The 25,123-nt window shown below is 71.2% G+C and carries 25 protein-coding genes (1 of these 25 running past the window's edge); 12 read left to right on the top strand and 13 right to left on the bottom strand.

The annotated features are described in order from the left end of the window. Positions 1-724, top strand: the 3' portion of a protein-coding gene (gene trpS / locus C8250_RS24575; protein ID WP_138354143.1) for a tryptophan--tRNA ligase. 266 nt of this gene lie to the left of the window's left edge; 724 of the gene's 990 nt are visible here — the last part of the coding sequence; the start codon falls outside the window, past its left edge; its stop codon occupies positions 722-724. Positions 725-781: 57 nt separating this feature from the next. On the opposite strand, the gene proC is transcribed toward trpS, so the two are convergent. From proC to C8250_RS24560, 3 genes are all read right to left on the bottom strand, one after another. Further along, a complete protein-coding gene (gene proC / locus C8250_RS24570; RefSeq protein WP_138354142.1) occupies positions 782-1,591 on the bottom strand; it encodes a pyrroline-5-carboxylate reductase in 810 nt (269 codons plus the stop codon). A gap of 174 nt (positions 1,592-1,765) precedes the next feature. Further along, complete coding sequence (locus C8250_RS24565) at positions 1,766-2,605, bottom strand: ABC transporter permease (RefSeq protein WP_138354141.1); 840 nt, start codon at positions 2,603-2,605, stop codon at positions 1,766-1,768. Further along, positions 2,602-3,402: an ABC transporter ATP-binding protein gene (locus tag C8250_RS24560; RefSeq protein WP_138354140.1), complete on the bottom strand. Its 801-nt coding sequence runs from the start codon at positions 3,400-3,402 to the stop codon at positions 2,602-2,604. Before C8250_RS24560 ends, C8250_RS24565 begins: the two co-directional genes overlap by 4 nt. Before the next feature lie 174 nt (positions 3,403-3,576). Between C8250_RS24560 and C8250_RS24555 the strand changes: the two genes are divergently transcribed. After that, positions 3,577-4,038, top strand: a complete 462-nt coding sequence (locus tag C8250_RS24555) for a hypothetical protein (RefSeq protein WP_138354139.1) — start codon at positions 3,577-3,579, stop codon at positions 4,036-4,038. 73 nt (positions 4,039-4,111) lie between these two features. Here C8250_RS24555 and C8250_RS24550 read toward each other — a convergent pair whose 3' ends face one another. The 6 genes from C8250_RS24550 to C8250_RS24525 form a co-directional block, all read right to left on the bottom strand. Continuing rightward, the gene (locus C8250_RS24550; protein ID WP_138354138.1) at positions 4,112-4,870 is read right to left on the bottom strand and encodes a class I SAM-dependent methyltransferase; all 759 of its coding nucleotides are present in this window, start codon (positions 4,868-4,870) and stop codon (positions 4,112-4,114) included. A 67-nt stretch (positions 4,871-4,937) separates the two neighbouring features. After that, a complete protein-coding gene (locus C8250_RS24545) occupies positions 4,938-5,486 on the bottom strand; it encodes a hypothetical protein (protein ID WP_138354137.1) in 549 nt (182 codons plus the stop codon). A 150-nt stretch (positions 5,487-5,636) separates the two neighbouring features. After that, positions 5,637-7,478 (bottom strand): dihydroxy-acid dehydratase, encoded by a 1,842-nt coding sequence (gene ilvD / locus C8250_RS24540; RefSeq protein ID WP_138354136.1) that lies wholly within the window; start codon positions 7,476-7,478, stop codon positions 5,637-5,639. Between the two features lie 227 nt (positions 7,479-7,705). After that, the gene (locus C8250_RS24535) at positions 7,706-8,395 is read right to left on the bottom strand and encodes a TetR family transcriptional regulator (protein WP_138354135.1); all 690 of its coding nucleotides are present in this window, start codon (positions 8,393-8,395) and stop codon (positions 7,706-7,708) included. Continuing rightward, complete coding sequence (locus C8250_RS24530) at positions 8,392-9,204, bottom strand: sugar phosphate isomerase/epimerase (RefSeq protein WP_138354157.1); 813 nt, start codon at positions 9,202-9,204, stop codon at positions 8,392-8,394. Before C8250_RS24530 ends, C8250_RS24535 begins: the two co-directional genes overlap by 4 nt. Positions 9,205-9,313: 109 nt before the next feature. Beyond that, the gene (locus tag C8250_RS24525; RefSeq protein WP_138354134.1) at positions 9,314-10,282 is read right to left on the bottom strand and encodes a Ppx/GppA phosphatase family protein; all 969 of its coding nucleotides are present in this window, start codon (positions 10,280-10,282) and stop codon (positions 9,314-9,316) included. A gap of 122 nt (positions 10,283-10,404) precedes the next feature. On the opposite strand from C8250_RS24525, the gene C8250_RS24520 reads away from it, so the two are divergent. Then, a complete protein-coding gene (locus C8250_RS24520; protein ID WP_138354156.1) occupies positions 10,405-11,214 on the top strand; it encodes a hypothetical protein in 810 nt (269 codons plus the stop codon). A gap of 198 nt (positions 11,215-11,412) precedes the next feature. Here the strand turns inward: C8250_RS24520 and C8250_RS24515 are convergent, their stop codons facing one another. After that, positions 11,413-13,044 (bottom strand): sigma-70 family RNA polymerase sigma factor, encoded by a 1,632-nt coding sequence (locus tag C8250_RS24515; RefSeq protein ID WP_138354133.1) that lies wholly within the window; start codon positions 13,042-13,044, stop codon positions 11,413-11,415. Positions 13,045-13,236: 192 nt separating this feature from the next. Here C8250_RS24515 and radA point away from each other — a divergent pair, with 192 nt between their 5' ends. Continuing rightward, complete coding sequence (gene radA, locus C8250_RS24510) at positions 13,237-14,622, top strand: DNA repair protein RadA (RefSeq protein WP_138354132.1); 1,386 nt, start codon at positions 13,237-13,239, stop codon at positions 14,620-14,622. A gap of 101 nt (positions 14,623-14,723) precedes the next feature. Next, positions 14,724-15,848, top strand: coding sequence for a DNA integrity scanning diadenylate cyclase DisA (disA, locus tag C8250_RS24505; RefSeq protein ID WP_138354131.1), 1,125 nt, complete (start codon positions 14,724-14,726; stop codon positions 15,846-15,848). Between the two features lie 214 nt (positions 15,849-16,062). Here disA and C8250_RS24500 read toward each other — a convergent pair whose 3' ends face one another. After that, positions 16,063-16,884, bottom strand: coding sequence for a hypothetical protein (locus tag C8250_RS24500; RefSeq protein ID WP_138354130.1), 822 nt, complete (start codon positions 16,882-16,884; stop codon positions 16,063-16,065). 131 nt (positions 16,885-17,015) lie between these two features. On the opposite strand from C8250_RS24500, the gene C8250_RS24495 reads away from it, so the two are divergent. From C8250_RS24495 to C8250_RS24475, 5 genes are all read left to right on the top strand, one after another. Beyond that, positions 17,016-17,912 carry an A/G-specific adenine glycosylase gene (locus tag C8250_RS24495; protein ID WP_138354129.1) on the top strand — a complete coding sequence of 299 codons (897 nt, stop codon included), beginning with the start codon at positions 17,016-17,018 and terminating at the stop codon, positions 17,910-17,912. A gap of 178 nt (positions 17,913-18,090) precedes the next feature. Continuing rightward, positions 18,091-18,621: a SigE family RNA polymerase sigma factor gene (locus tag C8250_RS24490; RefSeq protein ID WP_138354128.1), complete on the top strand. Its 531-nt coding sequence runs from the start codon at positions 18,091-18,093 to the stop codon at positions 18,619-18,621. Next, positions 18,609-19,217, top strand: a complete 609-nt coding sequence (locus C8250_RS24485) for a hypothetical protein (protein WP_244809340.1) — start codon at positions 18,609-18,611, stop codon at positions 19,215-19,217. The genes C8250_RS24490 and C8250_RS24485 overlap by 13 nt, the downstream gene beginning before the upstream one ends. Next, positions 19,210-19,893: a two-component system response regulator CseB gene (cseB, locus tag C8250_RS24480; RefSeq protein WP_138354127.1), complete on the top strand. Its 684-nt coding sequence runs from the start codon at positions 19,210-19,212 to the stop codon at positions 19,891-19,893. The genes C8250_RS24485 and cseB overlap by 8 nt, the downstream gene beginning before the upstream one ends. A gap of 6 nt (positions 19,894-19,899) precedes the next feature. Then, positions 19,900-21,138: a HAMP domain-containing sensor histidine kinase gene (locus C8250_RS24475; protein ID WP_138354126.1), complete on the top strand. Its 1,239-nt coding sequence runs from the start codon at positions 19,900-19,902 to the stop codon at positions 21,136-21,138. A 74-nt stretch (positions 21,139-21,212) separates the two neighbouring features. Here the strand turns inward: C8250_RS24475 and C8250_RS24470 are convergent, their stop codons facing one another. Further along, complete coding sequence (locus C8250_RS24470) at positions 21,213-22,799, bottom strand: MDR family MFS transporter (protein ID WP_187144970.1); 1,587 nt, start codon at positions 22,797-22,799, stop codon at positions 21,213-21,215. Between the two features lie 178 nt (positions 22,800-22,977). Here C8250_RS24470 and C8250_RS24465 point away from each other — a divergent pair, with 178 nt between their 5' ends. Continuing rightward, the gene (locus C8250_RS24465; protein ID WP_138354125.1) at positions 22,978-23,553 is read left to right on the top strand and encodes a TetR/AcrR family transcriptional regulator; all 576 of its coding nucleotides are present in this window, start codon (positions 22,978-22,980) and stop codon (positions 23,551-23,553) included. 39 nt (positions 23,554-23,592) lie between these two features. Here C8250_RS24465 and C8250_RS24460 read toward each other — a convergent pair whose 3' ends face one another. After that, positions 23,593-24,297 carry a M23 family metallopeptidase gene (locus C8250_RS24460; protein WP_138354124.1) on the bottom strand — a complete coding sequence of 235 codons (705 nt, stop codon included), beginning with the start codon at positions 24,295-24,297 and terminating at the stop codon, positions 23,593-23,595. 480 nt (positions 24,298-24,777) lie between these two features. Here C8250_RS24460 and C8250_RS24455 point away from each other — a divergent pair, with 480 nt between their 5' ends. Next, positions 24,778-25,122 (top strand): trypco2 family protein, encoded by a 345-nt coding sequence (locus C8250_RS24455; RefSeq protein ID WP_138354123.1) that lies wholly within the window; start codon positions 24,778-24,780, stop codon positions 25,120-25,122. The last annotated feature ends 1 nt before the right edge of the window (position 25,123 follow it).

Here is a 25,123-nt window from a genome sequence, read left to right as displayed (position 1 = left end):
CGAGCACACCCGGCTGTCGTACGTACTGGAATGCACCGCCACGGACGGCGAGCTGCGGCGCATGATCCAGTACAAGGAGAAATCCGCGAAACAACAGTCGGTGCGGTGCTCCCTGCTCACCTATCCGGTGCTGATGGCGGCGGACATCCTGGCGTACCGGACCGACGAGGTGCCGGTCGGCGACGATCAGGCGCAGCACGTCGAGCTGTCCCGTGATCTGGCGGTCCGTTTCAACCAGCGGTACGGGCACACGTTCACCGTGCCCCGTGCCGTGGTCCCGCCGGTGGCCGCGCGGGTGATGGATCTGCAGGAGCCGGCTTCCAAGATGAGCAAGTCCGCGAGCGCGACGACCGGGGTCATCTCCCTGCTCGACGAGCCGGCGGTGATCCGCAAGAAGGTCATGCGGGCGGTGACGGACAGCGGGTCCGACGTCGAGTACGACCGGGTGGAACAGCCGGGGCTCGCGAACCTGCTGGAGATCCTGGCCGCCTGCACCGGCGGCGAGCCGGCGGAGCTGGCCGCGGGGTACGACTCGTACGGCTCGGTGAAGAAGGACGTGGCGGAGGCGGTCGTCGAACTCCTGCGGCCGTTGCAGGAACGCCATGCCGCGCTCTGCGCCGATCCCGGCTTTCTCGTTGAGGTGCTGCGCGACGGCGCCGAGCGGGCGCGCACCCTCGCGCGGCCGACGGTGGACGCCGCGTACCGGGCGATCGGGCTGCTGTGAGAGGAAGGGGCGGGCTCAGGTGGCCCGCCCCTTCGAAGCTCTGGGAGTCCGCTGCCCTCAGCCGTTGCCGGAAGCCAGCTCGCGGCTGCGGTCGCGGGCCGCTTCGAGGGCGGCGATCAGCGCGGCCCGCACCCCGTGGTTCTCCAGCTCCCGGATAGCGCTGATGGTGGTGCCGGCCGGTGAGGTCACCGCCTCACGGAGCTTCACCGGGTGCTCGCCGCTGTCGCGCAGCATCACGGCCGCGCCGATCGCCGACTGGACGATCAGGTCGTGCGCCTGGGCGCGCGGCAGGCCGAGGAGGATGCCGGCGTCGGTCATCGCCTCGACCAGGTAGTAGAAGTACGCGGGGCCCGAGCCGGACAGCGCGGTGGCGGCGTCCTGATGCTTCTCGGGGACGCGCAGCGTCTTGCCGACCGGCTTGAAGATGTCCTCGGTGCGGACGAGGTGCGCCTCGGTGGCGTGGCTGCCCGCGGAGATGACGGACATGCCCTCGTCGACCAGCACCGGGGTGTTCGGCATGACGCGGACGACCGCGAGGCCCTCCGTCAGCCGCTCCTCGAAGAACGCGGTCGGGATGCCGGCGGCGGCGCTGATGACGAGGCGGTCGGCGGCGACGTGCGGCGCCAGCTCGTCGAGGAGGGCACCCATGTCCTGCGGCTTCGCGGCGAGGATGAGGGTGTCGGCGGCCTTCGCCGCCTCCGCGTTGCTGACGGCCTCGACGCCGTACCGGGTCCGCAGCTCCTCCGCCCGCTCCGGGCGCCGCGCGGTGACGAGCAGGTCGTCGGGCGACCAGCCGGCCCGGATCATGCCGGAGAGGAGGGCCTCACCGATCTTGCCGGTGCCGAGTACGGCGACTTTCTGGGTCATGGCGTCACCTTCGAGCGGTACGGGGGCTTTCGCGGCCATCCTCGCACCACGTGCGCCACCCGCGGCTTTTCGGTCCAACTGCCGGTACGGGGCGCGTCGGGCCGGGCGGCGGGCGTCGGGCCGGGCGGCGGGCGTCAGACCGCGCAGCCCGGCGTCGGACCGCGCGGACCGGCGTCAGGCCGTGCGGCGGCGGAGGGTGGCTGCTCCCAGGGCCAGGGCCACGAGGGCGCACGCCGCGACGACGGCCAGGTCGCGGACGAAGTCGCCGGTGACTCCGGTGTGCTGGACGACCTGCGTCATGCCGTCGACCGCGTACGACATGGGGAGCACGTCGGAGACGGCGGCGAGCACCGGCTGCATGGTGTCGCGCGGGACGAGGAGTCCGCACATCAGCAGCTGCGGGAGGAGCACGGCCGGCATGAACTGGACGGCCTGGAACTCGCTGGCCGCGAACGCGCTGACGAAGAGGCCGAGGGCGATGCCCAGGAACGCGTCGGCGAGGGCGATGACGAGGAGCAGCCAGGGCGAGCCGACGACGTCCAGGCCCAGCCCCCAGACGGCGAGCCCGGTGGCGAGGCACGCCTGGACGACGGCGACGCCGCCGAAGGCGAGGGCGTAGCCGCCGAGCAGGTCGGCCTTGCCCAGCGGCATGGACAGCAGCCGCTCCAGCGTGCCGGAGGTGCGTTCGCGGAGGGTCGCGATCGAGGTGACCAGGAACATCAGGATGAGCGGGAAGATGCCGAGGAGCGATGCTCCGACCTGGTCGAAGGTGTGCTGCTTGCCGTCGTAGACCCAGCTCAGGACCGCGAGCAGCAGGCAGGGGACGACCAGCATCAGGGCGATGGTGCGGCGGTCGTGGCCGAGCTGGCGCAGGACCCGGCGGGCGGTGGCGAGGGTGCGCAGGAGAGAGAAGGCGCGGGGAGCCCGCTCGGACGTTGCCTCGGAAGGGTCCTTGGGGGTCCCCCCGGACGGAGTTCGGGGGAGGGTGCCGGCGGGCGACGGGTGCGCGTTCATTTGGCCTGCTCCTGGCGGGTGTCGGGGAGGGTGACGACGTTCGTGCGGTGGTCGGAGCCGGCGTTGGCCGCGTCCACGAGGTGGAGGAAGGCCTCCTCGACGGTGGCGGAGCCGGTGGACTCGCGCAGCCCGTCGGGGGTGTCGTCGGCGAGGATGCCGCCCTCACGCATGAGGAGCAGGCGATGGCAGCGTTCCGCCTCGTCCATGACGTGCGAGGAGATCAGGACGGTGGCGCCGCGCTCGTCGGCGAGCCGGTGGAAGAGGTTCCACAGGTCGCGGCGCAGGACGGGGTCGAGGCCGACGGTGGGTTCGTCGAGGACGAGGAGTTCGGGTTCGCCGAGCAGGGCGACCGCGAGGGAGACCCGGCCGCGCTGGCCGCCGGAGAGGTTTCCGGCGAGTGCGTCGGCGTGGGAGACGAGGTCGACGTCGGTGAGGGCGCGGTCCACGTGCTCGCGGCGGGCGGCGCGGGTCAGGCCGAGGACGGACGCGTAGTAGTCGAGGTTCTGGCGGGCGGTGAGGTCGGTGTAGACGGACGGCGCCTGGGTGACGTAGCCGACGCGGGAGCGGAGCCGGGGGTGGCCGGCGGCGCGGCCCAGGACGTCGAGAGTGCCGGTGACGTGCGCCTGGGTGCCCACGATCGCGCGCATGAGGGTGGATTTTCCGCAGCCGCTGGGGCCCAGCAGACCGGTGACCTGACCGCGCGGGACGGTGAACCCGAGGCTGTTCAGGACGGTACGGCTGCCGCGGACGACGGTCAGTCCGTCGGCCCGTACCGCCGGTTCAAATTTATTCATCATGTGATGAATATCCTCCGCCGGCGGGTCCTCGTCAAGCGCCCGGCGGGAGCTCGTCGAGCACCGGCGTCCGCTCGTCGGGCGCCGGCGCTCATGGGGACAGGGGTCGGGTCGGTCCGGGTCTGCTCAGGGTCATCCCCTATGGCGTTCAAGAGGCGGCCGCAGGACTGTGGCGGTATGAGGCGTTCATCCCGCGACATCGATGTGACCAGGTCCGAGAAGCGGCAGTTGGCCGTGGCCTCGGCGACGCTCGGGCCCTGGCGGCCCGCCGCGGCCGTGGGAGCGCTGGGCGGCGGAGTCTCGCTCGCGCTCCATGCCATCGGGGGTGACTTCGGACTCGGCATGGTCGTGAGTGCGCTGTCCGTCGCCCTGATGCTCTTCTTCCTCGTCGGCGGGGCCGGCGCGGTGCTCGGCACCAGCGCCAAGGCCGACCGCCGGATTCGCCGCTGGGCGCGCGCGCATCCCTGGCAGGTGGCGGTGGTGCCGGCCGGGCTGCTCTTCGTCTCCGACTTCGTGATGCGGCAGATCCTGAGCAGCGAGGGCTTCTTCGGCAGCCTGTGGGACGGCCTGTGGCGCGGCGCGATCGTGGCCGCTGTCGTGGGTTCGGTCGGCGCGGTGGCGGCCTCGCGCCGCAGCTAGGAAGACACGACCTGGGCCATGACCTGGCGAGGGCTCAGGCCCGGAGGGCCACCGTGACGTACGGCCTGAGGGCTCAGGCCCGGAGGGCCACCGTCACGTCCGTGACGTACGGCTCGTCGAGCACGCCGTCGGGGAACAGCGCGAGCAGCTCCTCCCGCTCCTCGCGCAGGACCGGCTCCGCTTCCGCACCCAGCACGGCGAGGAACGAGTGGGTGCCGAGGGTCCGGAGCCGGTCGTCCACGGTGATCCGGCGCGACCAGCGGACGGAGTGCGTCCCGGTGCGGACCGCGAAGGGCGCGAGCAGGCCGGAGGCGGTGTGCGGGAAGCCGGGCGCCCGGTAGCCCGGGCAGCGTTCGGCGAGTCGCGCTTCCTGGTCGGCCACCCAGCCGTGGCTCAGGTCGGGAACGTTCCACCACATGGCCAGCGCGCCGTCCGGGCGCAGCACGCGCAGCGCCTCGGGGACCGAGCGGGCCGGTTCGGTCCAGTGCCACGCCTGGGCGTACGTCACGAAGTCGGCGGCGCCGTCCGCGAAGGGCAGCGCGTTGCCGTCGGCCCTGACGAGCGGAACGGCCGGCAGCGTGGCCCGGAGCTGCGCGGCCATGCCGGCGCCGGGCTCCACCGCGGTGACGCGCGCTCCGCGCGCTGCCAGCAGACGAGTGCCGATGCCGGTGCCCGCGCCCACGTCGATGACCGTGGCATCCGTCAGCGACCGGCCGGAGAGTTCCTCCACGGCGTCGAACAGCGCGGGCGGATAGCTGGGGCGGGCGGCCGCGTACTCGGCCGCGACCGCGTTGAACGACCTGGCCAGTTCGGTGTGCGACGACGACGTCATACGAACATTCTGCCGAGGCCGGGGACCGCTCGCCGGTGGATCAACCGAACGTGCCGCCTGCCCGTACCTAGCCGCGCTTGCGCTTCTTGGCGGCGGCGCGGGCGGCCGGGTTGCCGGTGCGGGTGCTGCGGCGCCGGGTGTGCAGTTCGCGGGCGCGCTCGTATTCGGCGCGGTGCAGTTTCTCGCCGGGGGCCTCGATGAGGGCGCGGACACTGTAGGCGAGCAGCGTGCCGATGAAACCGATCAGCAGAATGCCCTGTGAGGAGCCCGCTGCCGCGTCGGAACCCCTGGCGCCGGGCTCGGGGCGGCGGACGAAGCCCTCCCAGGTCTTGCGGAAGGCCAGCGCGCTGCAGACGGCGAACGCGACGACGACGAGCAGCCCGACGAAGGTGCCGACCTTCGCGATGCTCAGACCCTGGAAGCCGAAGCGCAGCACGAACGCACCGGCAGCGGCGGCGGCCAGCGCGCCGACGGCGACGCCGGCGCGGCGCAGGGCGTAGCCGCCGTCGTGGTGCACCCAGGTCGTGCCGAAGAAACGCAGGGGCTCGGGCTGGGGGCCGTCGGAGGCCGCGGGTTCCGGCTGGTCGGTCGGCTGGGTCTGGGGGTCGTCGTCCACGGTTCGATTATCGCCGAACGACACGGCCTCCGGGGACCACAAAGGGACGTATCGGAAAAACTGCCCCCGGACGCACCGCTGCCCCGCCCGGTCGGGATGATCGACCGGTCGGGGCAGCGGAAGCGCTCAGGGCCTTGCTCAGGCCCGCTTTCAGCCTTCGAGCTTGCTGACGTCGCGGACCGCGCCCTTGTCCGCGCTGGTCACCATCGCGGCGTAGGCGCGCAGGGCCGGCGAGACCTTGCGCACGCGGTTCTTGGGGGCGTAGACGCCGCCCAACGCCTCGCGGCGGGCGGCGAGTTCCTCGTCGGGGACGATGAGGTTGACGCCGCGGTTCGGGATGTCGATACGGATCAGGTCGCCGTCCTCGACGAGGGCGATGGTGCCGCCCGACGCCGCTTCCGGCGAGCAGTGGCCGATCGACAGCCCCGAGGTGCCGCCGGAGAAGCGGCCGTCGGTGATGAGCGCGCACGCCTTGCCCAGACCGCGGCCCTTGAGGAACGAGGTCGGGTAGAGCATCTCCTGCATGCCGGGGCCGCCCTTGGGGCCCTCGTAGCGGATGACGACGACGTCGCCCTCCTTGACGCGCTTGGTGAGGATCGCGTCGACGGCGGCCTCCTGGGACTCCACCACGACGGCGGGGCCCTCGAAGGTCCAGATCGACTCGTCGACACCGGCGGTCTTCACGACGCAGCCGTCCACGGCGAGGTTGCCGTACAGGATCGCCAGGCCGCCCTCGGTGGAGTAGGCGTGCGCGGCGTCGCGGATGCAGCCGTTGGCGGCGTCCGTGTCGAGGGTGTCCCAGCGCTCGGACTGCGAGAAGGCGGACGCGGAGCGGACGCAGCCGGGGGCGGCGTGGAAGAGCTCGACGGCCTCGGGCGACGCGGAGCCGCCGCGGATGTCCCAGCTCTTGAGCCAGTCGGCGAGCGAGGGCGAGTGCACGGTGTGCACGTCCTCGTTCAGCAGGCCCGCGCGGTACAGCTCGCCGAGGATGGCGGGGATGCCGCCGGCCCGGTGCACGTCCTCCATGTAGTAGTCGCCGTTGGGCGCGACCTTCGACAGACAGGGCAGCCGGCGCGAGAGCGCGTCGATGTCCGCCATGTCGAAGTCGACCTCGGCCTCCTGCGCGGCCGCCATCAGGTGCAGGATCGTGTTGGTCGAGCCGCCCATGGCGATGTCGAGCGCCACGGCGTTCTCGAAGGCGGCGCGGGTCGCGATGTTGCGCGGCAGGACGGTCTCGTCGTTCTGCTCGTAGTAGCGCTTGGTGATGTCGACGATCGTGCGGCCGGCGTCCTGGTAGAGCGCCTTGCGGGCGGTGTGGGTGGCCAGCACCGAACCGTTGCCGGGCAGCGCCAGACCGATCGCCTCGGCGAGGCAGTTCATCGAGTTGGCGGTGAACATGCCGGAACACGAGCCACAGGTCGGGCAGGCGTTCTCCTCGATACGGAGGATGTCCTCGTCCGAGACGTTCTCGTTGACCGCGTCGGAGATCGCGTTGACGAGGTCGAGCTTGCGGACGGTGCCGTCGACGAGGGTGGCCTTGCCGGCCTCCATCGGACCGCCGGAGACGAAGACGACCGGGATGTTGAGGCGCAGGGCGGCCATCAGCATGCCGGGCGTGATCTTGTCGCAGTTCGAGATGCAGATCAGCGCGTCCGCGCAGTGCGCCTCGACCATGTACTCGACGGAGTCGGCGATCAGGTCGCGCGAGGGCAGCGAGTAGAGCATGCCGCCGTGGCCCATCGCGATGCCGTCGTCGACCGCGATGGTGTTGAACTCACGCGGGACGGCGCCCGCCGCCAGGATCGCCTCGGAGACGATCCGGCCGACCGGCTGAAGATGGGTGTGGCCCGGTACGAACTCGGTGAAGCTGTTGGCGACCGCGATGATCGGCTTGCCGATGTCGGCGCTCGCCACACCGGAAGCGCGCATCAGAGCGCGGGCCCCCGCCATGTTCCTGCCGTGGGTGACCGTTCGTGACCTCAGATCGGGCACGGTAGCTCCACTCCCTCAAGTTCGTCCTCGGATCCTTCCGACAGTACGCCGTGGTTCCACGCTCTGGACAGCCTGTCCGGAATGCGGGACGAACGGGTCATATCCCGGTCACCTCCCAGGCGGGGCCGAGGCTCCGGCCAGGGTCACCCTCGGGAGGCGTCACGCCTCGGGAGGCGTCACGCCTCGGTCGGCCTCACGCCTCGGTCGGCGTCACCCTTCGGTCGGCGTCACCCTTCGGTCAGGTAACGCTGCAGCGTAGGCGCCACCAGCGCGACGATGTCCTCGACATCGGCCGAGGCCAGCGGCTCCACCTTGATCACGTAGCGCAGGATCGCGATCCCGACCATCTGCGAGGCGGCCAGCTCGGCCCGCAGCTTCGGATCCGGCACCCGCAGATCCTCCGCGATGCGCTCCAGCAGCATGCGCAGCAGGAACCCGCGCAGGACGGCCGCCGCCGTCTCGTGCGTCAGCGCGGACCGGACGACGGCCAGCAGCGGGCCACGGGTCGCCGGGTTCTCCCAGACGCCGAGGAAGTAGCGGGAGAGCCGCTCACCGATGCCGTCGGGGCCCTGCCCCACCACGTCGGGCACGTTCAGCGCGGGCTCGAAGGACGTCTCGATCGCCGCCGCGAAGACCTGCTCCTTGGTGCCGAAATAATGGTGCACCAGCGCCGGGTCCACCTCGGCCGCCTTCGCGATCGAACGGACCGACGTCTTGTCGTAGCCGCGCGCGGAGAACTCGGCGCGGGCCGCGACCAGGATGCGGTCCCGCGAGTCGGTCGCCCCGGCGCGCGTCCCGCTGGGACGCCCACGACGACGGGGCTCGCCCTTCGGCCCACCCTTCGGTGCGGCTTGCGATCCGGCTTCGGAGACGTGGTCCTGCCCGGCCGGCGGCTCACCCTTCGCCCGCGCCGTCACGCGCCGGGGACCCTGGCCGCCGTGGCCAGATGGAGCCGGGTGAAGGCCAGCGCCTCGGCGAGATCGGCCTCACGTTCGGCGGCGGACATCGCCCGCCGCGTGTTGACCTCGACGACCACATGACCGGTGAACCCGCTCAGCGCGAGCCGTTCCAGCAGTTCGGCGCAGGGCTGACCGCCACGGCCCGGCACCAGGTGCTCGTCCTTGGCCGAGCCGTTGCCGTCGGCGAGATGGACGTGCGCGAGCCGGTCACCCATCCGGTCGACCATGTCCAGGGCCGCGCTGCGGGACGTGGAGGCATGCGAGAGGTCCACCGTGAAGTGCCGGTAGTCGTCCTTGGTGACGTCCCAGTCGGGCGCGTACGCGAGCATCTCGCGGTCGCGGTACCGCCACGGGTACATGTTCTCGACGGCGAAGCGGACATCGGTCTCGTCCGCCATCCGCCAGATCCCCCGGACGAAATCGCGCGCGTAGTTGCGCTGCCACCGAAAGGGCGGATGCACGACGACGGTCGACGCGCCCAGCGTCTCGGCCGCCGCGCGTGCCCGCTGGAGCTTGATCCACGGGTCGGTGGACCACACCCGCTGGGTGATCAGCAGGCACGGCGCGTGCACGGCGAGGATCGGGACGTGGTGATAGTCCGAGAGCCGGCGCAGCGCCTCTATGTCCTGGCTGACCGGATCGGTCCACACCATGACCTCGACGCCGTCGTAACCGAGCCGGGCGGCGATCTCGAAGGCCGTCGCCGTGGACTCCGGATAGACCGAGGCCGTGGACAGCGCGACCTTCGCGTCCGGCACCCGGACCACATGTCCGGGCGCGGGAACGCCGTACGCCTGCCGGTCCGCGTACGCCTTTGGGTCCGCTCGTTCAGCCACGGGAGACAGCGTACGGCGACGGGTCAGCCGAACGGCACTCTCATCTGCGCCGACGTGACACGGTCAACATCGAACCGCGCTCATTCCCCATAAGGTCGAGTTTGCGGAGAATCACCCCTTCACGCAGCGCCCACGGACAGATCTCCAGCTCCGCGACCCCGAAGAGGTCCATCGCCGCCTCCGCCACCAGCGCCCCCGCCAGCAGCTGGCCCGCGCGGCCCTCGGAGACCCCCGGCAGCTGCGCGCGCTCGGCCCGCCGCATGGTCGTCAGCCGGGGCACCCACTCCTCCAGTGACCTGCGGGTCAGCGACCGCTGGGTGTACACGCCGTCGGCGCTGCGGGCGGCGCCCGCGATCCGTGCGAGCTGCTTGAACGTCTTCGACGTGCCCACCGCGTGGTCGGGGCGGCCGAGCCGGGAGAACTCCGCGACCGTCCGGGCGATCTCGGCCCGCACGTGCTTGCGCAGCGCGCGCACGTCATCGGTGGCGGGCGGGTCGCCGGGCAGCCAGGTGCTGGTCAGCCGGCCCGCGCCGAGCGGCAGCGAGACCGCCGCGTCCGGGTCCTCGTCCATGCCGTAGCCGACTTCGAGGGAACCGCCGCCGATGTCCAGAACCAGCAGCCGGCCCGCCGACCAGCCGAACCAGCGGCGCACCGCGAGGAACGTCAGCCGGGCCTCGTCCTCGCCGGACAGCACCGTGAGCGTCACACCGCTCTCGGCGGCGACCCGCGCGAGCACCGCCTCACCGTTGGCCGCCTCCCGGACCGCCGAGGTGGCGAACGCCAGCACGTCCTCGGCGCCCTTGTCCTCCGCGACCCGCAGCGCCTGCGAGAGGGTCGCGACCAGCCGGTCGACGCCCTCCAGGCTGATCGCACCCCGGTCGTCGAGCAGTTCCGCCAGCCGCAACTCCGCCTTGTGGGAGTAGGCGGGCAGCGGGCGCGCGCCCGGGTGCGCGTCCATCACCAGTAGGTGAACGGTGTTGGAACCCACGTCGAGCACTCCGAGTCGCATGGGACAGACGCTAGCGCCCATCCGCGCCGCAGATGGTGCGGGGGCCGCCACAGATGGCGTGGGGACCGCCACAGACGTTGTCCGGGCTCCCGGCGATCTACCCTGGCGGCGTGGCGAAGAACGTGGCAAAGAAGCTCAAGCAGTCGAAAAAGTCCCAGCAGCGGTCCGTACCCGCCTCCGTGCCCGACGAGGTCGGTCCGGACTTCGCCCGCGCCTGGGTCGAGTTCCCCGACCCGGCCGACGACGAGCAGCTGTTCCGTTGCGACCTCACCTGGCTCACCTCCCGCTGGACGTGCATCTTCGGCCAGGGCTGCCAGGGCATCGTCGCCGGCCGGGCCGCCGACGGATGCTGCTCGCTGGGCGCGCACTTCTCCGACGAGGAGGACGAACAGCGCGTCGCCGGCCACGCCGCCCGGCTCACCCCCGAGACGTGGCAGTTCCACGACCTCGGCACGAAGAAGGCCGGCGCCTGGGCCATGGTCAACGAGGACGGTGAACGCCAGACCCGCGTCGTCGACGGCGCCTGCATCTTCAGCAACCGGGCCGGTTTCGCCGGCGGGCAGGGCTGCGCGCTGCACGCCCTCGCGCTGCGGGAGGGCAAGGAGCCGCTGGAGACCAAGCCGGACGTGTGCTGGCAGCTGCCGATCCGGCGTACGTACGACTGGGTGGACCGGCCGGACGAGACGCGGGTGCTGGTCGTCTCGATCGCGGAGTACGACCGGAGGGGGTGGGGGCCGGGTGGGCATGACCTGCATTGGTGGTGCACGAGTGCTACGTCGGCGCATGGGGCGGGGGATCCGGTGTATGTGTCGTACCGGCCGGAGCTGACGGAGTTGATGGGTGTGGCGGGGTACGGGCGGTTGGTGGAGCTCTGTGAGGCTCGGCTGGCGGCGTTGTTGCCGATGGCGCCGCATCCGGCGGACCCGGCGTAGACCCTTCCGGCGGATCTGAGCGGGCGGTTCGTTGTGGGGTCGGGGGCCGGGTCCTCCGGGGTGGGTTTCGAAATCGACTATTTAGGGCCTGGCGGCCCACAAATAGCTCGGCAGCATTTCGAAACCCACCCCTGCGGCCCCCGGCCCCCTCGCGTCACCGCACCCGCGCCGTGCTCACACCGCCCGTGGTCCCGCCGCTCAGGCCGCCGGTGGGGCTGAGGACGACTCGCTCGGGGTTGGGGTGGGTGTGGGGCTGGGCTCCTCGGTTGTTGGCGTGGGGGTTGGGGTGTGGGTGGGGGTTGGGGTGGGGGGCTTGGTGTGGGTGGGGGGTGTGGCATGGCCTCGGACGGTGACCACCGCGCCGGAGGGGTTCAGGAGGATGCGGGCGGCCCAGGGGGCTGTGGGTTCGGTGGAGTGGTCGACCGTGACGGTGAGGGTGGCTGACTCGCCGGGGCGGAGGTCGCCGCTCGTGGCGCTCAGGTGGAGCCAGTAGGCGGCGGTGGAGGCGGTCCAGTGGACCGGGGTGTCGCCGGTGGCGGTGAGGGTGATGACGGTGGTGCCGCTGTGGGATCCGGCGGTGACGGTGAGGTGGCCGGGGGCGCCTGGGGTGGGGGTGCCGGGTGGAGTGGACGGTGAGGCGGAGGTGTCCACGCTGACCGTTGTTCGGGGGGTCGCCGGGTGGTGGGCGTCGTTGGAGCCCGTGCTGCCGGCCTTTTCGTACGGGTGGCCGTCGATGCCGTCGGCACCATCCGGCTCGCTGGCGGAGATGCCGCCGCCCGGCTGGTCGGCGCCGATCGGCGCGCCACGGTAGGCGGCCCAGAGGGCGAGTACCGGGGCGGCGACGACGGCGGCGACGACCGTGGTGGTGACGGCGCGGTGCCGCAGCTGGGCGCGGCGGGCCGCGCGGTCCTTGTGGTCCAGGGGGAAGCCGCGCCGGTCGAAGCGCGGGGTGCCCTCGCGGCTGCGGCCGGCGCCGTCGCGCATGGAGTGCATCAGGGCGGCGTACGCGGCGGACCGTGGCGCTTCGAGCATGGTGAGCACGGCGGTCGCCGCGGTGGTCGCGGTGCCGGGCCAGGGGCCGCCGACGACGGCGCGCTCGGCGGTGAGCCGGCACTCCGGGCAGTCGTCGACATGGCGGACGAGTTCCCGGCGCAGGGCCGTGCCGAGCAGCACCTGGGTGTCACCGGCCAGCCGCGCGACGGCCGCGCAGGTGCCGACCTCGACGACGGCGAGCGCGGCGCGGGTGCGTTCGACCTCGCAGGCGGCGCGGGCGAGGAGCGCGCGGGCCGCGTCCGCCTCGATGCCGAGGACGTGGCCGACCTCGTGCGGCGGGAGCTGGTGGCGGACCGCGAGTTCGAGGGCCTCGCGCTGCTCGGGGGTGGTGCCGGCGGCCTCCGGCCAGGCGAGGGCGGCGAGCTGGCCGCGGCGTTCGGCGGCGACCGCCTCCGACATGCGGGGCAGATCGGGCCGGCCGGCCGCGAGGCGGCGGCGGCAGGACCAGCGGGCGAGGGCGTAGAGCCAGGGGCGGCGCAGCCCGGCCTCACGGAGCCGGCCGCGCTGCCGCTCGGCGAGGGCCAGCACCTCGCCGAGCGCCGCCGCGGCGGCGTCGTGCTCGCAGAGGACGGAGAGGCAGTAGGTGAACAGCCCGTCCAGATAGGGCTCGTAGTGGGCCGGGGGCTGCATCGGCAACGTGCCGTGCGGGCGCCGGTCCTTGCGCTGTTCCGGACGCGGTTCGGGGCGCGTCCGGGGCGCCGTCGCCCGGTGCTTGCGGTGCGTACCGGTGCGAGGGCCCGTAGCGGCGTCCTGGGGGTGGGTCTCCTGCCTGCTCATCACCTGGCGACGGTAGGGCGGCGGGAGCACAAGTCTCAGGCGTCCTCGTGAGCGTTAACCCGTATGGGTGGTGATGCCGCTCAAAAGGGGACACCCCGTTAACTCGTACGAGTGCCCGGGGGAATGCGAGTGCGGGCGCTGTCGCGGTCCACCGGGAACGCGTTGTCGGACCCTGCCACTACGGTGAACCCCATGCCTCCCCGCAAGACCGCTACGAAGGACCGTCCGTCCTACCGCTGCACCGAGTGCGGCTGGACCACCGTGAAGTGGCTCGGCCGCTGCGGGGAGTGCCAGGCCTGGGGCACCGTCGAGGAGTTCGGCGGCGCGCCCGCCGTCAGGACCACCGCGGCCGGCCGGGTGACGACGGCCGCCAAGCCGATCGGCCAGGTGGACGTCAGCCAGGCGACGGCCCGCTCGACGGGTGTGCCCGAGCTGGACCGGGTGCTCGGCGGCGGGCTGGTGCCCGGCGCGGTCGTGCTGGTCGCGGGTGAGCCGGGCGTCGGCAAGTCGACGCTGCTGCTGGACGTGGCGGCGAAGGCGGCGACCGCCCAGGGCCCGACGCTCTACATCACCGCCGAGGAGTCGGCGTCCCAGGTCCGGCTGCGCGCCGACCGGATCGGCGCGCTCTCCGACCATCTGTACCTGGCGGCCGAGACGGACCTGTCGGCGGTCCTGGGCCATCTGGACGACATCAAACCGTCGCTGCTGATCCTGGACTCGGTGCAGACGGTGGCGTCCCCGGAGATCGACGGCGCGCCCGGCGGCATGGCGCAGGTCCGCGAGGTCGCGGGCGCGCTGATCCGCGCCTCCAAGGAGCGCGGTATGTCGACGCTCCTGGTCGGCCATGTCACCAAGGACGGTGCCATCGCGGGCCCCCGTCTGCTGGAGCACCTGGTGGACGTGGTGCTGAGCTTCGAGGGCGACCGACACGCCCGGCTGCGGCTGATCCGCGGCGTCAAGAACCGGTACGGCGCGACGGACGAGGTCGGCTGCTTCGAACTGCACGACGAGGGCATCACGGGACTGGCCGATCCCTCCGGACTCTTCCTGACCCGCCGCGACGAACCGGTTCCCGGTACGTGCCTGACGGTCACGCTGGAGGGCAAGCGCCCGCTGGTGGTCGAGGTCCAGGGGCTCACCGTCGACACCCAGATCCCGTCCCCGCGCCGCACGACCTCGGGTCTGGAGACGTCCCGGGTCTCGATGATGCTCGCTGTGCTGGAACAGCGCGGCCGGATTCAGGCGATCGGAAAGCGCGACATCTACACGGCGACGGTGGGCGGTGTGAAGCTCACCGAGCCCGCCGCGGACCTGGCCGTGGCGCTCGCGCTGGCCAGCGCGGCGATCGACACACCGCTGCCCAAGAACCTGGTCGCGATCGGCGAGGTCGGCCTCGCGGGCGAGGTCAGACGGGTCACGGGGGTGCAGCGCAGGCTGTCCGAGGCCGCCCGGCTGGGCTTCACCCATGCCCTGGTACCGCCGGATCCCGGGAAAATCCCGCCGGGCATGAAAGTGATCGAGGTGGCCGACATAGGAGACGCCCTGCGGGTGCTCCCGAAGCGTGGCTCACGGGCCTAGAGACGGTCCGAACAGCGGTCGCTGGCCCATTGCGGAGAGAACGTCAGTAAACTTTGCCCTGGTCTCGCCCTTTGGGCATCCGTAGCGACCGGAGGATTGCAGTGGCAGCCAACGACCGGGCAGCAGCTCCCGGCAAGTCCGGCGGGAGTTCCGCTGCTGATGCCCTGATGCGCGCCTCGCTCAGCGCGGTCGCTCCCGGCACCGGCCTGCGTGACGGACTCGAACGCATTCTGCGGGGCAATACGGGCGGTCTGCTCGTCCTCGGCATGGACAAGACCGTCGAGTCGCTCTGTACCGGCGGCTTCGTCCTCGACGTCGAATTCACCGCGACCCGGCTCCGCGAACTGTGCAAGCTCGACGGCGCGCTGATCCTCGACAAGGACCTCACGAAGATTCTGCGGGCCGGTGTGCAGTTGGTCCCCGACTCCAACATCCCGACCGAGGAGACCGGCACCCGGCACCGCACGGCGGACCGGGTGAGCAAGCAGGTCAACTTCCCGGTCGTCTCGGTCAGCCAGTCGATGCGGCTGATCGCGCTGTACGTCGACGGGCAGCGCCGGGTCCTGGAGGACTCCGCCGCGATCCTGTCGCGGGCGAACCAGGCGCTGGCCACTCTGGAGCGCTACAAGCTGCGCCTGGACGAGGTGGCGGGCACGCTCTCCGCGCTGGAGATCGAGGACCTGGTCACCGTCCGGGACGTCAGCGCGGTCTCGCAGCGGCTGGAGATGGTCCGCCGGATCGCCACCGAGATCGCCGAGTACGTGGTCGAGCTGGGCACCGACGGCCGGCTGCTCTCCCTGCAGCTGGACGAGCTGATCGCGGGCGTCGAGCCGGAGCGCGAGCTGGTCGTCAGGGACTACGTGCCGGAGCCGACCGCGAAGCGGAACAGGACCGTGCCGGAGGCGCTCGTCGAACTGGACGCGCTGCCGCACGCCGAGCTCCTCGAACTGACCACCGTGGCCCGTGCCCTGGGCTACACCGGCTCCCCCGAGACGCTGGACTCCGCGGTCTCGCCGCGCGGCTACCGGCTGCTGGCGAAGGTGCCGCGGCTGCCGAACACGGTCATCGAGCGGCTGGTCGAGCACTTCGGCGGCCTGCAGAAGCTGCTCGCTGCGAGCGTCGACGACCTGCAGACGGTGGACGGGGTCGGCGAGGCGCGGGCGCGTTCGGTGCGGGAGGGCCTGTCCAGGCTGGCGGAGTCGTCGATCCTGGAGCGGTACGTCTAGGACTCCGTCCCGGTTTGCGGGTCGGGGGCCGGGCCCTCCGGGGCAGGGTCCGAAATCGACTGTTTACGTGCCTGGCGGCCCACAAACAGCTCGGCAGCATTTCGGACCCTGCCCCTGCGGACCCGGCCCCCTTCGGCTTCTCGGCCGAGCGAGGACGTGTTGCGAAAGTCCCGCCTGGCCCACCGGGCGAACGGCGCTACTTTCGAAACACGCCCTAGTCGGCCTTCAGGACGAATGACGCCTGCTTCGGCGTGAAGCCCTGGAGCCTTGCCTCGACGAGGTAGGTCGTGCCGACGGCTGCCTGCTGGCCCTTGGGGGTGGCGCAGTCGGGGGAGCTGGTCTGGCGGTTCCACTCGATCGTGTAAGTCGTCGAGCTGTGCGCCGGAACCTGCAGCAGGTAGGCGCCGCGGCCGGCCGGGCAGTCGTCGGTGGACCAGACGTGCTTGTTGCCGGTGGTGTTGGTGATGGTGACGATGGCCGCCGTCGATCCGAAGTCGAGTTTGCAGGCCGTCGCGGCGGAGTTGGCCGCGGTCAGCTCGAACTTCGGCTTCTGGCCGGGCGCGTAGGAGTTCTGCGTGCTGCGCAGCGTCAACTGGACGTCGGAGACGGCGCAGTCGGCGAGGGTCGAGCCGGCCGGGAGCTGGCCGCTGGAGCCGCCGGAGGCCGCTCCGCCGGACGAGGCGCCGTTCGAACCGCCGCCGGAGACACCGGAGTCGGTGCCGCCGGAGGGCGAGCCGGAGGAGCCGCCGGACGAAGTGCCGTCGGAGGAACCGCCGCTGCCGCTGCCACCGCTGGTGTCCCGGCCGCCCGGGCGGCCGGGGAGGTGCGGTCCGCTGGGGGTGGGGCCGGGCGTGATGGAGGTCGCGGGGGTGTGACCGCCGGGTCCCTTCGCGCCGGTGCCGCCGCTGGAGCCGCCGGAGTTGACCGCCCAGACGGCCAGCACGGCGAGCAGTGCGACCAGGCAGAGCACAACAGCCCGCCGTCGCCAGTAGATGGACGACGGAAGAGGTCCGATCGGATTGCGCACAGAGCCCACACGCGAACTCTAGGGGAGATCGGCCGCGCACCGACGCAACACCCGCCGCACCGGGCGCGGTCTTTCCCGATCATCACGTTTTCCCGCGCGAGCGGTCACTGTCAGTGGCATGTGCGAGGATCGACGACGCTATGAGCACAGACACCCGCGCCACCGCCCACCACGATCTGCACGCACCCGTCATCGACTGGTTCGACGAGCATGCCCGGGACCTTCCGTGGCGCCGCCCGGAGGCCGGTGCGTGGGGCGTGATGGTCAGCGAGTTCATGCTGCAGCAGACCCCGGTCAGCCGCGTGCTGCCGGTGTACGAGCAGTGGCTGGCGCGCTGGCCGCGGCCCGCCGACCTCGCCACGGAGCCCGCGGGTGAGGCCGTCCGCGCCTGGGGGCGGCTCGGCTATCCGCGCCGCGCGCTGCGGCTGCACGCGGCGGCGACCGCGATAGCGCTGAGCCACGGCGGTGAAGTCCCGCGCGACCACGCCAAGTTGCTGGCGCTGCCCGGTGTCGGCGAGTACACCGCGGCCGCCATCGGCTCGTTCGCGTACGGGCAGCGGCACTCCGTCCTGGACACCAATGTCCGCCGGGTCTTCGCCCGCGCCGTCACCGGCGTCCAGTACCCGCCGACCGCGACGACCGCCGCGGAGCGCCGTACCGCGCTGGCGCTGCTGCCCGACGACAAGGGGACGGCCGCCCGCTGGGCGGCGGCGACGATGGAGCTGGGCGCGCTGGTGTGCACCGCGCGCGGGCCCGAGTGCGTGCGCTGCCCGATCGCGGCGAGCTGCGCCTGGCGGCTGGCCGGCTCCCCCGAGCACACCGGCCCGCCGCGCCGCGGCCAGACGTACGCGGGTACCGACCGCCAGGTGCGCGGAAAACTGCTGGCCGTGCTGCGGGACGCGGTCGATCCCGTGCCGCAGTCCGCGCTGGACGCGGTGTGGGACGAGCCGGTGCAGCGGGCCCGCGCGCTGGACGGCCTGGTGGCGGACGGTCTCGTCGAGCCGCTCGCCGACGGGGTCTACCGACTGCCGGTTTAAACCCCTTCGGGACGTTGGTCCTGAGGCTGTTACATAACCGACGGCTTCCTGTGAGTCCTCTGTGCGCCCACGGTGGCAAAAGCCCAACATCCCCTCCGTAGCGTCGTCCTCGTCGGAACGGTTGGCACCCCAGCGCAACAGTCGACAGGGCGGGACAGCACGGGACGGAGGGCGACCCATGGCGGCGAACGGCACGGTTCTGGAGTTCGAGGAGTACGTGAGGACCCGGCAGGACGCACTGCTGCGGAGCGCACGGCGGCTCGTCCCCGACCCGATCGACGCCCAGGACCTCGTCCAGACCGCGCTGGTGCGCACCTACCCCCGCTGGGACGGCATCGCCGACAAGACGCTCGCGGACGCCTACATGCGCCGCGTCATGATCAACACCCGGACCGAGTGGTGGCGGAACCGCAAGCTCGACGAGATCCCCACCCAGGAGCTGCCGGACGCCAGCGTCGACGACGGCGCCGACCAGCGCGCCGACCGCGAGATGCTCCGCGACGCGCTGCAGGTCCTCGCGCCCAAGCAGCGCCAGGTCGTGATGCTGCGCCACTACGGCCAGCTGTCCACGGAGGAGACCGCCCGCGCGCTGGGGATGTCGACGGGTACGGTGAAGAGCACCCTGCACCGGGCACTGGCCCGGTTGCGCCACGAGCTGGAGCACGGCCGCTACGGCTACTCACGGATGGAGGGCGTGTGCGCCGCCTAGCAGCGCTGACCGCGGTGGCAGTGGCTCTGTGCCTGCTGACCGCGCTTGCAGGCTGCAGGACCGGCACCGGGGCACGCCGTGAGGGCCCCGCACCGCTCCAGACGCTGAAGGCGGAGCCCAGCCCGGCGCCGTCCATCGCCGGTGACCCGGCGGCGCTGGCGAAGCTGGTGAAGAAGGACACGCAGAACGTCAGCCAGGAGGTGCGCGAGGATCTCGCGCCCTGCGCCGGTGACGAGTACCCGGTGGACACCTCGTCCGGCGATCTGACCAGCGGAGAAGGACCCGATCTGATCGTGAACGTCGCCACCTGCGGCGACGGCATGGGGATCGCGAGTTATGTGTACCGGATGGTCGGCGGGCAGTATCGGAACGTCTTCGCCGATGAGCAGCCGCCGGTCTACGGCAGCGCGGAAAACGGCAAGCTGGAGATCATCCGTCAGGTGTACAAAGGCGACGACCAGGTCTGCTGCCCCACCGGGCAGGAGGCCCTGACGTACGTCTGGAAGGACACCAGGTTCGTCCAGGTGGAGCGTACGTACACCGACTACGGGGACGCGCTCCCCACCCCCAAGCCGGAAATGAAGTCGAATGGCTGAAACACACGTCCTGTTCGTCGAGGACGACGACGTCATCCGCGAGGCGACCACGCTCGCGCTGGAGCGTGACGGCTTCAAGGTGACGGCGGTCGCCGACGGACTGGCCGGGCTGGAGGCGTTCCGCGCCGAGCAGCCCGATCTCGCGCTGCTCGATGTGATGGTGCCGGGCCTGGACGGCGTCAGCCTGTGCCGGCGGATCCGGGACGAGTCGACCGTGCCGGTGATCATGCTGTCCGCGCGCGCCGACTCCATCGACATCGTGCTCGGCCTGGAGGCCGGCGCCGACGACTATGTGACGAAGCCCTTCGACGGGGCGGTGCTGGTCGCCCGGATCCGGGCGGTCCTGCGCCGTTTCGGCCACGCCTCCTCCGGTGACGAACCGGCGGAGGCTGCCCTGCTGTCCTTCGGCGACATCGAGATCGACCCCGAGGGCCTCGAGGTGACCCGCGGCGGTGAGCGGCTCGCCCTGACCCCCACCGAGATGCGGCTGCTGCTGGAGTTCTCCGCGGCGCCCGGCGCCGTGCTCTCCCGCGACCGGCTGCTGGAACGGGTCTGGGACTATGAGTGGGGTGGCGACACCCGGGTCGTGGACGTCCACGTCCAGCGGCTGCGCGTCAAGATCGGCCAGGACCGGATCGAGACGGTGCGCGGCTTCGGTTACAAGCTCAGGGCCTGACAGACCATGCCGTTGTTCCCCCGCTCCAGTCTGCGCTGGAAGCTCAGTGCCGCCATCGCCTGCGTATCGGTGCTCGTCGCCGTGGCGCTGAGCCTGGTGGTGCACAACGCCGCCCGCGTCAGCATGATCGACAACTCCCGTGACGTACAGGACGAGCGGGTGCAGTCCGCGCTGCGGATCTACGAGGTCACCGGCAAGAAGGTCTTCTCCGCCCAGCTCGACGACCCGGCCCTGCCCAAGCCGCTCAAGGAGTTCGCGGCCAGGGGCGAACGGGCGACGTACGTCCAGGACAGTGGCGGCGCGCCGATCGTGTGGGCCGAGACACCGACCAACGACGGCCGCATCCTGTCGCTGCGCACCACCTTCAAGGACCGCTACTCGGTCCTCGTCGACCTCGACCAGGCCTTGGTCGTCGGCTCGCTCGCGGTGGTGGTGGGCGGCACCGCGCTCGGAGTGCTGATCGGCGGCCAGATGTCCCGGCGGCTGCGCAAGGCCGCCGTCGCGGCCCGCAAGGTGGCGGACGGCAACCCCGAGGTACGGGTGCGCGACGCGATCGGCGGCCGGGTCCGGGACGAGACCGACGAGCTGGCGGCCGCCGTCGACGCGATGGCCGACGCCCTGCAGGACCGGCTGGAGGCCGAGCGCCGGGTCACCGCCGACATCGCCCACGAGCTGCGCACCCCGGTGACCGGGCTGGTCACCGCGGCCGAGCTGCTGCCGCCGGGCCGTCCCGCCGAGCTGGTGCGGAACCGGGCGCAGGCGCTGCGCACCCTGGTCGAGGACGTGCTGGAGGTGGCGCGGCTGGACGGGGCCGCGGAGCAGGCCGATCTGCAGGAGGTCGCCCTGGGCGACTTCGTCCGCAGGCGGGTGCTGGCGCTCGATCCCGATGCCGTGGTGACGGTGATCGAGGACGCGGTCGTGCACACCGATCCGCGCCGGCTGGAGCGCATCCTCGGCAATCTGCTGGCCAACGCCGCCCGGCACGGCAAGCCGCAGACCGAGGTGAGCATCAACGGGCCGTTCCTGCGGATCCGCGACCACGGTCCCGGCTTCCCCGACGATCTGCTGCGCGAGGGCCCCAGCCGCTTCCGCACCGGCAGCTCCGACCGGGCCGGCGGCGACCACGGCCTCGGCCTCACCATCGCCACCGGCCAGGCCCGCGTACTGCGCGCCCGGCTCACCTTCCGCAACGCTCCCGCCTCCGACGGCGGCGGCGCGGTCGCGCAGCTGCTGCTGCCCCGGTAGACATGCCCGTACAACGACGACGGCCCCCGGCAGGAGATGCCGGGGGCCGTCGTCGTACGGGCGCTACGAGGGGGTCAGATCGCCTCGACCGGGTGCAGGGCCTCGGAGGCCTCGTCCTTGTCGGTCTTGTCGCCGTCGCCGGGGGCCTGCGGAGCACCGCGCAGCGGGATCTCCTTGACGAACCAGGCCGCCACGAAGCCGACGATGCTGATCACCGCGCCCCACAGGAAGACGGTGTGCGTGCCGTTGGAGACCGCGTGCAGGTAGGCGTCCCGCACCTCCGCCGGCAGGTGGGCGATGCGCGCGGGGTCGAGCTGGGCGCCCGCCCCGATCGCCTTGCTGCCCGCGGTGCCGCCGAGCTCCGTCATCGTGTTCTGCACGTGGTGGGTGAAGAGCGCCCCGAAGAGCGAGACACCGAACGAGCCGCCGATGGTGCGGAAGAGCGTGGCGGACGAGCTGCCGACGCCGATGTCCTTCATCTCGACGCTGTTCTGCGCGACGAGCATGGTGATCTGCATCAGGAAGCCCATGCCCGCGCCGAGCACGGCCATGTAGACGCCGGACATGAAGCGGGTGGTCCCGGTGTCCATGGTGGACAGCAGGTACAGCCCGACGGTGATCAGGGCGCCGCCGATGATCGGGAAGATCTTGTAGCGGCCGCTCTGGGTGGTGACCCGGCCCGCGATCAGCGAGACCACCATCATCGCCAGCAGCATCGGCAGGAGCAGCAGGCCGGAGTTGGTGGCCGAGGCGCCCTGGACGGTCTGCTGGTAGAGCGGCAGGAACGTCATCGCGCCGAACATCACGAAACCGACCAGGAAGCCGATCAGGGAGATCAGCGAGAAGTTGCGGTTGCGGAAGATGTGCAGCGGCATGACGGGCTCTTTGGCGCGGGTCTCGGCCCAGATGAAGGCCGCGATAGCGACCACGCCGAGGACGAGGAGCCCGATGATCTGCGCCGAGGCCCAGCCGTACTGGGTGCCGCCCCAGGTCGTGAGGAGCACCAGCGCGGTGATGCCGACGGTGAGCAGTCCGGCGCCGAGGTAGTCGATACGGGCCTGGACGCGCTTCTTCGGCAGGTGCAGCACGATGTAGATCATCGCGAGCGCCACCGCGCCGAGCGGCAGGTTGATGTAGAAGCTCCAGCGCCAGCCCCAGTTGTCGGTGATGGTGCCGCCGACGAGCGGTCCGCCGATCATCGCGAGCGCCATGACGCCGGCCATCATGCCCTGGTACTTGCCACGTTCCCGAGGCGGTATCAGGTCACCGATGATTGCCATCACACCGACGATCAGACCGCCGGCGCCGAGGCCCTGGATCGCACGGAAGGCGATCAGCTGGTCCATCGACTGGGAGAGGCCGGAGAGTGCGGAACCGGCCAGGAACAGCACGATCGACGTCATGAAGATGCCCTTGCGACCGTACATGTCGCCGAGCTTTCCCCAGATGGGCGTCGAGGCGGCGGTCGCGAGCGTGTACGCGGTGACCACCCAGGAGAGGTGGTTGAGGCCGCCGAGCTCCCCTACGATCGTCGGCATCGCGGTACCGATGATCATGTTGTCGAGCATCGCGAGCAACATCGCGATCATGAGCCCGAGCAGAACCACACGCACACTGCGCTGAGGAGCCGCTTCGGGTGGCGTTTCTGCGGTCTGGGACATGACCGGTGCCTCCCCTGGATGGGGCGGCCCGCTTGTGCTTTTGGTACTTACTTGCCGCCCGGCTAGTTCGCTACGATACCGAAGGTAAGCCGCAGCTAGCCGGTCGTCAAGTAAGTAGATTACGTTTGACCAAAGCCATACCGGCCATTCGGGCGGTCGACGCAGGAGAGCGGTAGCCATGGGCACTTCGCAGGCACGTCGCGGTGACACCCGCCACCGCATCCAGGACGTCGCGCTCGAACTCTTCGCCGAGCAGGGGTACGAGAAGACCTCGCTGCGCGAGATCGCCGAGCACCTCGAGGTGACCAAGGCCGCGCTCTACTACCACTTCAAGACCAAGGAAGACATCCTCACCAGCATCGTCGAGGACATCGGCCGGCCGGTCGACGAGCTGATCACCTGGGCCGAGGCGCAGCCGCGCACCCTGGAGAACAAGCAGGAGATGCTGCGCCGCTACAGCGCCGCCCTGTGGGGCGCCAGCGCGCTGTTCCGCTTCATCCAGGAGAACCAGGCCACGGTCCGCGAGCTGAGCATCGGCGAGCAGTTCAAGAGCAAGATGCTCGCGCTCAACGGTCTGCTGAAGGAGCCCGAGTTCTCGATGGCGAGCCAGGTCCGCTGCATCACCGCGCTCTTCGCGATGCACGCCGGGATGTTCGCCGTGCAGAACATCGAGGGCGACCCCGAGGAGAAGCGCGAAGCCATCCTCGAGGTCGCCCTCGATCTCATCGCCCAGGCTCACCGGAACCTGGACTGATCACCGCTGATGACGCTGTGGGTCACCTGACGGCATGCGTCACATGTTGACGCCGTGCTGGTGCAGGAACGACAGCGGCTCCATGCCCGAGCCGTAGACCGGCGTGGTGCGGGCCTCGAAGTGCAGGTGCGGGCCGGTCGAGTTCCCGGTGCTGCCGGACTTGCCGATCTCCTGGCTGGTGCTCACGGTCTGGCCGACCGAGACCTCGAGCTTCGACAGGTGGCCGTACTGCGTGTACGTGCCGTTCCCGTGCTTGATCACGATGTTGTTGCCGTAGGCGCCGCCCCAGCCGGCCTCGACGACGGTGCCGCCGTGCACAGCCCTGACCTGGGTGCCGGTCGGCACCACGAAGTCCTGGCCGGAGTGCTTGTGCGACCAGTGCGAGCCGGCCTGCGCGAAGGACGCGCCGATCGTGTAACTGGTCACGGGCTTCACCCAGGCGTTCTGGCGCGCGCTGCGGTCCGCGGCGGACTTCACGGCCGCCCGCTTCTTGGCGTCGGCCTTCGCGGCAGCGGCCTTCGCGCTCGCCGCGGCGGCCTTCTTCTGTACGTCGGCCTGCGTCTTCATGACGTCCGCGATGCTGTTCGCCGACGCGGTCCCGAAGAGACCCGCGTCCTGCGAGTCGGCGGCCATGGCCGCCGTAGAGCCCAGCGCGAGTGCCACGCACACGCCGCCCGCCACCACGGCCGCACGACCACGCATGACGGACTTCGGGGCGTGGTTCTTCGTCGAGTTCTTAAGCATGCAGGATTACCTCACTGAATGGGGGGTATGAAGCAGGAGCGACTGTGGGCCGCTCCGGCCATTCATTGGTAACGCGCTTCGCTGTGCCCGCACAAGGCGCGCTGCTACTAACTGCGGCCGTAGCGAAAGCAAGGACGAAACGCCTCTTGCCAAGCTCACCCCGGCTACTGAGTGAGTCCGGCGCACCTAGCTCGACCAGCCAGAACATGGGACCGACGGTGTTTTTCCCGCGGTTCCGGCGGCCGGTGCGGAACCGCCTTCCGAGCCCTTGAAGCATCGACTATTCCGCCTAGTAAGCTCGGAATGGCGCGTGTGCCATGTCACCACGCAATAAGATCAAATCGCTTTCCCGCGGGACGTTCCGTCATTCACCCGGGCCGAAAGTCCTGTGACCCCCGCCACTCAATTCCCCGGAAAGCATGGCGGCGCCCGCCCCGGCTGCCCTACCGTTGCCCCATCGACAGGGCGGGGGCGCACACGATGGCGGCGGACGAGTACCTGAACGACATCGAGCTGGCGGATGCGGTCGAGGCGGTCCGTGAGGGCCTGGCCACCGCTGCCGCGCGCGGCAGCGGGAAAGCGGTCCGCTTCGAGGTCGGCGACATCCACATGGAGTTCACCGTGGAGATCCGCCGCGACGTGACCGGCAAGGCCGGCGTCAAGGCCTGGGTCGTGGACGCCGGGGTGGAGGGCACCCGCTCCCGGGGCCGCACCCACACGGTCTCCTTCACCCTCAAGCCGAAGAACGCCGCCACCGGCGGCCATCTCGACATCCACATGGACGACGAGGGCGACAGCAGCCACTTCACCGACGCCGGCAGCTGAC

The organism is Streptomyces sp. So13.3, from assembly GCF_005860785.2.
Classification (GTDB): Bacteria; Actinomycetota; Actinomycetes; order Streptomycetales; family Streptomycetaceae; genus Actinacidiphila; species Actinacidiphila fildesensis.
Note: the sequence above shows the minus strand (reverse complement) of the source record. Positions and strands in the feature narration are given on the sequence as shown.

Coding starts and splice junctions, on each gene's coding strand:
- C8250_RS24565 (WP_138354141.1), bottom strand. CDS start 2,605: ATGAACGCGCACCCGTCGCCCGCCGGCACCCTCCCCCGAACTCCGTCC.
- C8250_RS24465 (WP_138354125.1), top strand. CDS start 22,978: ATGGGCACTTCGCAGGCACGTCGCGGTGACACCCGCCACCGCATCCAG.
- proC (WP_138354142.1), bottom strand. CDS start 1,591: ATGACCCAGAAAGTCGCCGTACTCGGCACCGGCAAGATCGGTGAGGCC.
- cseB (WP_138354127.1), top strand. CDS start 19,210: ATGGCTGAAACACACGTCCTGTTCGTCGAGGACGACGACGTCATCCGC.
- C8250_RS24455 (WP_138354123.1), top strand. CDS start 24,778: ATGGCGGCGGACGAGTACCTGAACGACATCGAGCTGGCGGATGCGGTC.
- C8250_RS24525 (WP_138354134.1), bottom strand. CDS start 10,282: ATGCGACTCGGAGTGCTCGACGTGGGTTCCAACACCGTTCACCTACTG.
- C8250_RS24490 (WP_138354128.1), top strand. CDS start 18,091: ATGGCGGCGAACGGCACGGTTCTGGAGTTCGAGGAGTACGTGAGGACC.
- C8250_RS24560 (WP_138354140.1), bottom strand. CDS start 3,402: ATGATGAATAAATTTGAACCGGCGGTACGGGCCGACGGACTGACCGTC.
- C8250_RS24550 (WP_138354138.1), bottom strand. CDS start 4,870: ATGACGTCGTCGTCGCACACCGAACTGGCCAGGTCGTTCAACGCGGTC.
- C8250_RS24470 (WP_187144970.1), bottom strand. CDS start 22,799: ATGTCCCAGACCGCAGAAACGCCACCCGAAGCGGCTCCTCAGCGCAGT.
- C8250_RS24555 (WP_138354139.1), top strand. CDS start 3,577: ATGAGGCGTTCATCCCGCGACATCGATGTGACCAGGTCCGAGAAGCGG.
- C8250_RS24460 (WP_138354124.1), bottom strand. CDS start 24,297: ATGCTTAAGAACTCGACGAAGAACCACGCCCCGAAGTCCGTCATGCGT.
- C8250_RS24515 (WP_138354133.1), bottom strand. CDS start 13,044: ATGAGCAGGCAGGAGACCCACCCCCAGGACGCCGCTACGGGCCCTCGC.
- C8250_RS24475 (WP_138354126.1), top strand. CDS start 19,900: ATGCCGTTGTTCCCCCGCTCCAGTCTGCGCTGGAAGCTCAGTGCCGCC.
- C8250_RS24495 (WP_138354129.1), top strand. CDS start 17,016: ATGAGCACAGACACCCGCGCCACCGCCCACCACGATCTGCACGCACCC.
- radA (WP_138354132.1), top strand. CDS start 13,237: ATGCCTCCCCGCAAGACCGCTACGAAGGACCGTCCGTCCTACCGCTGC.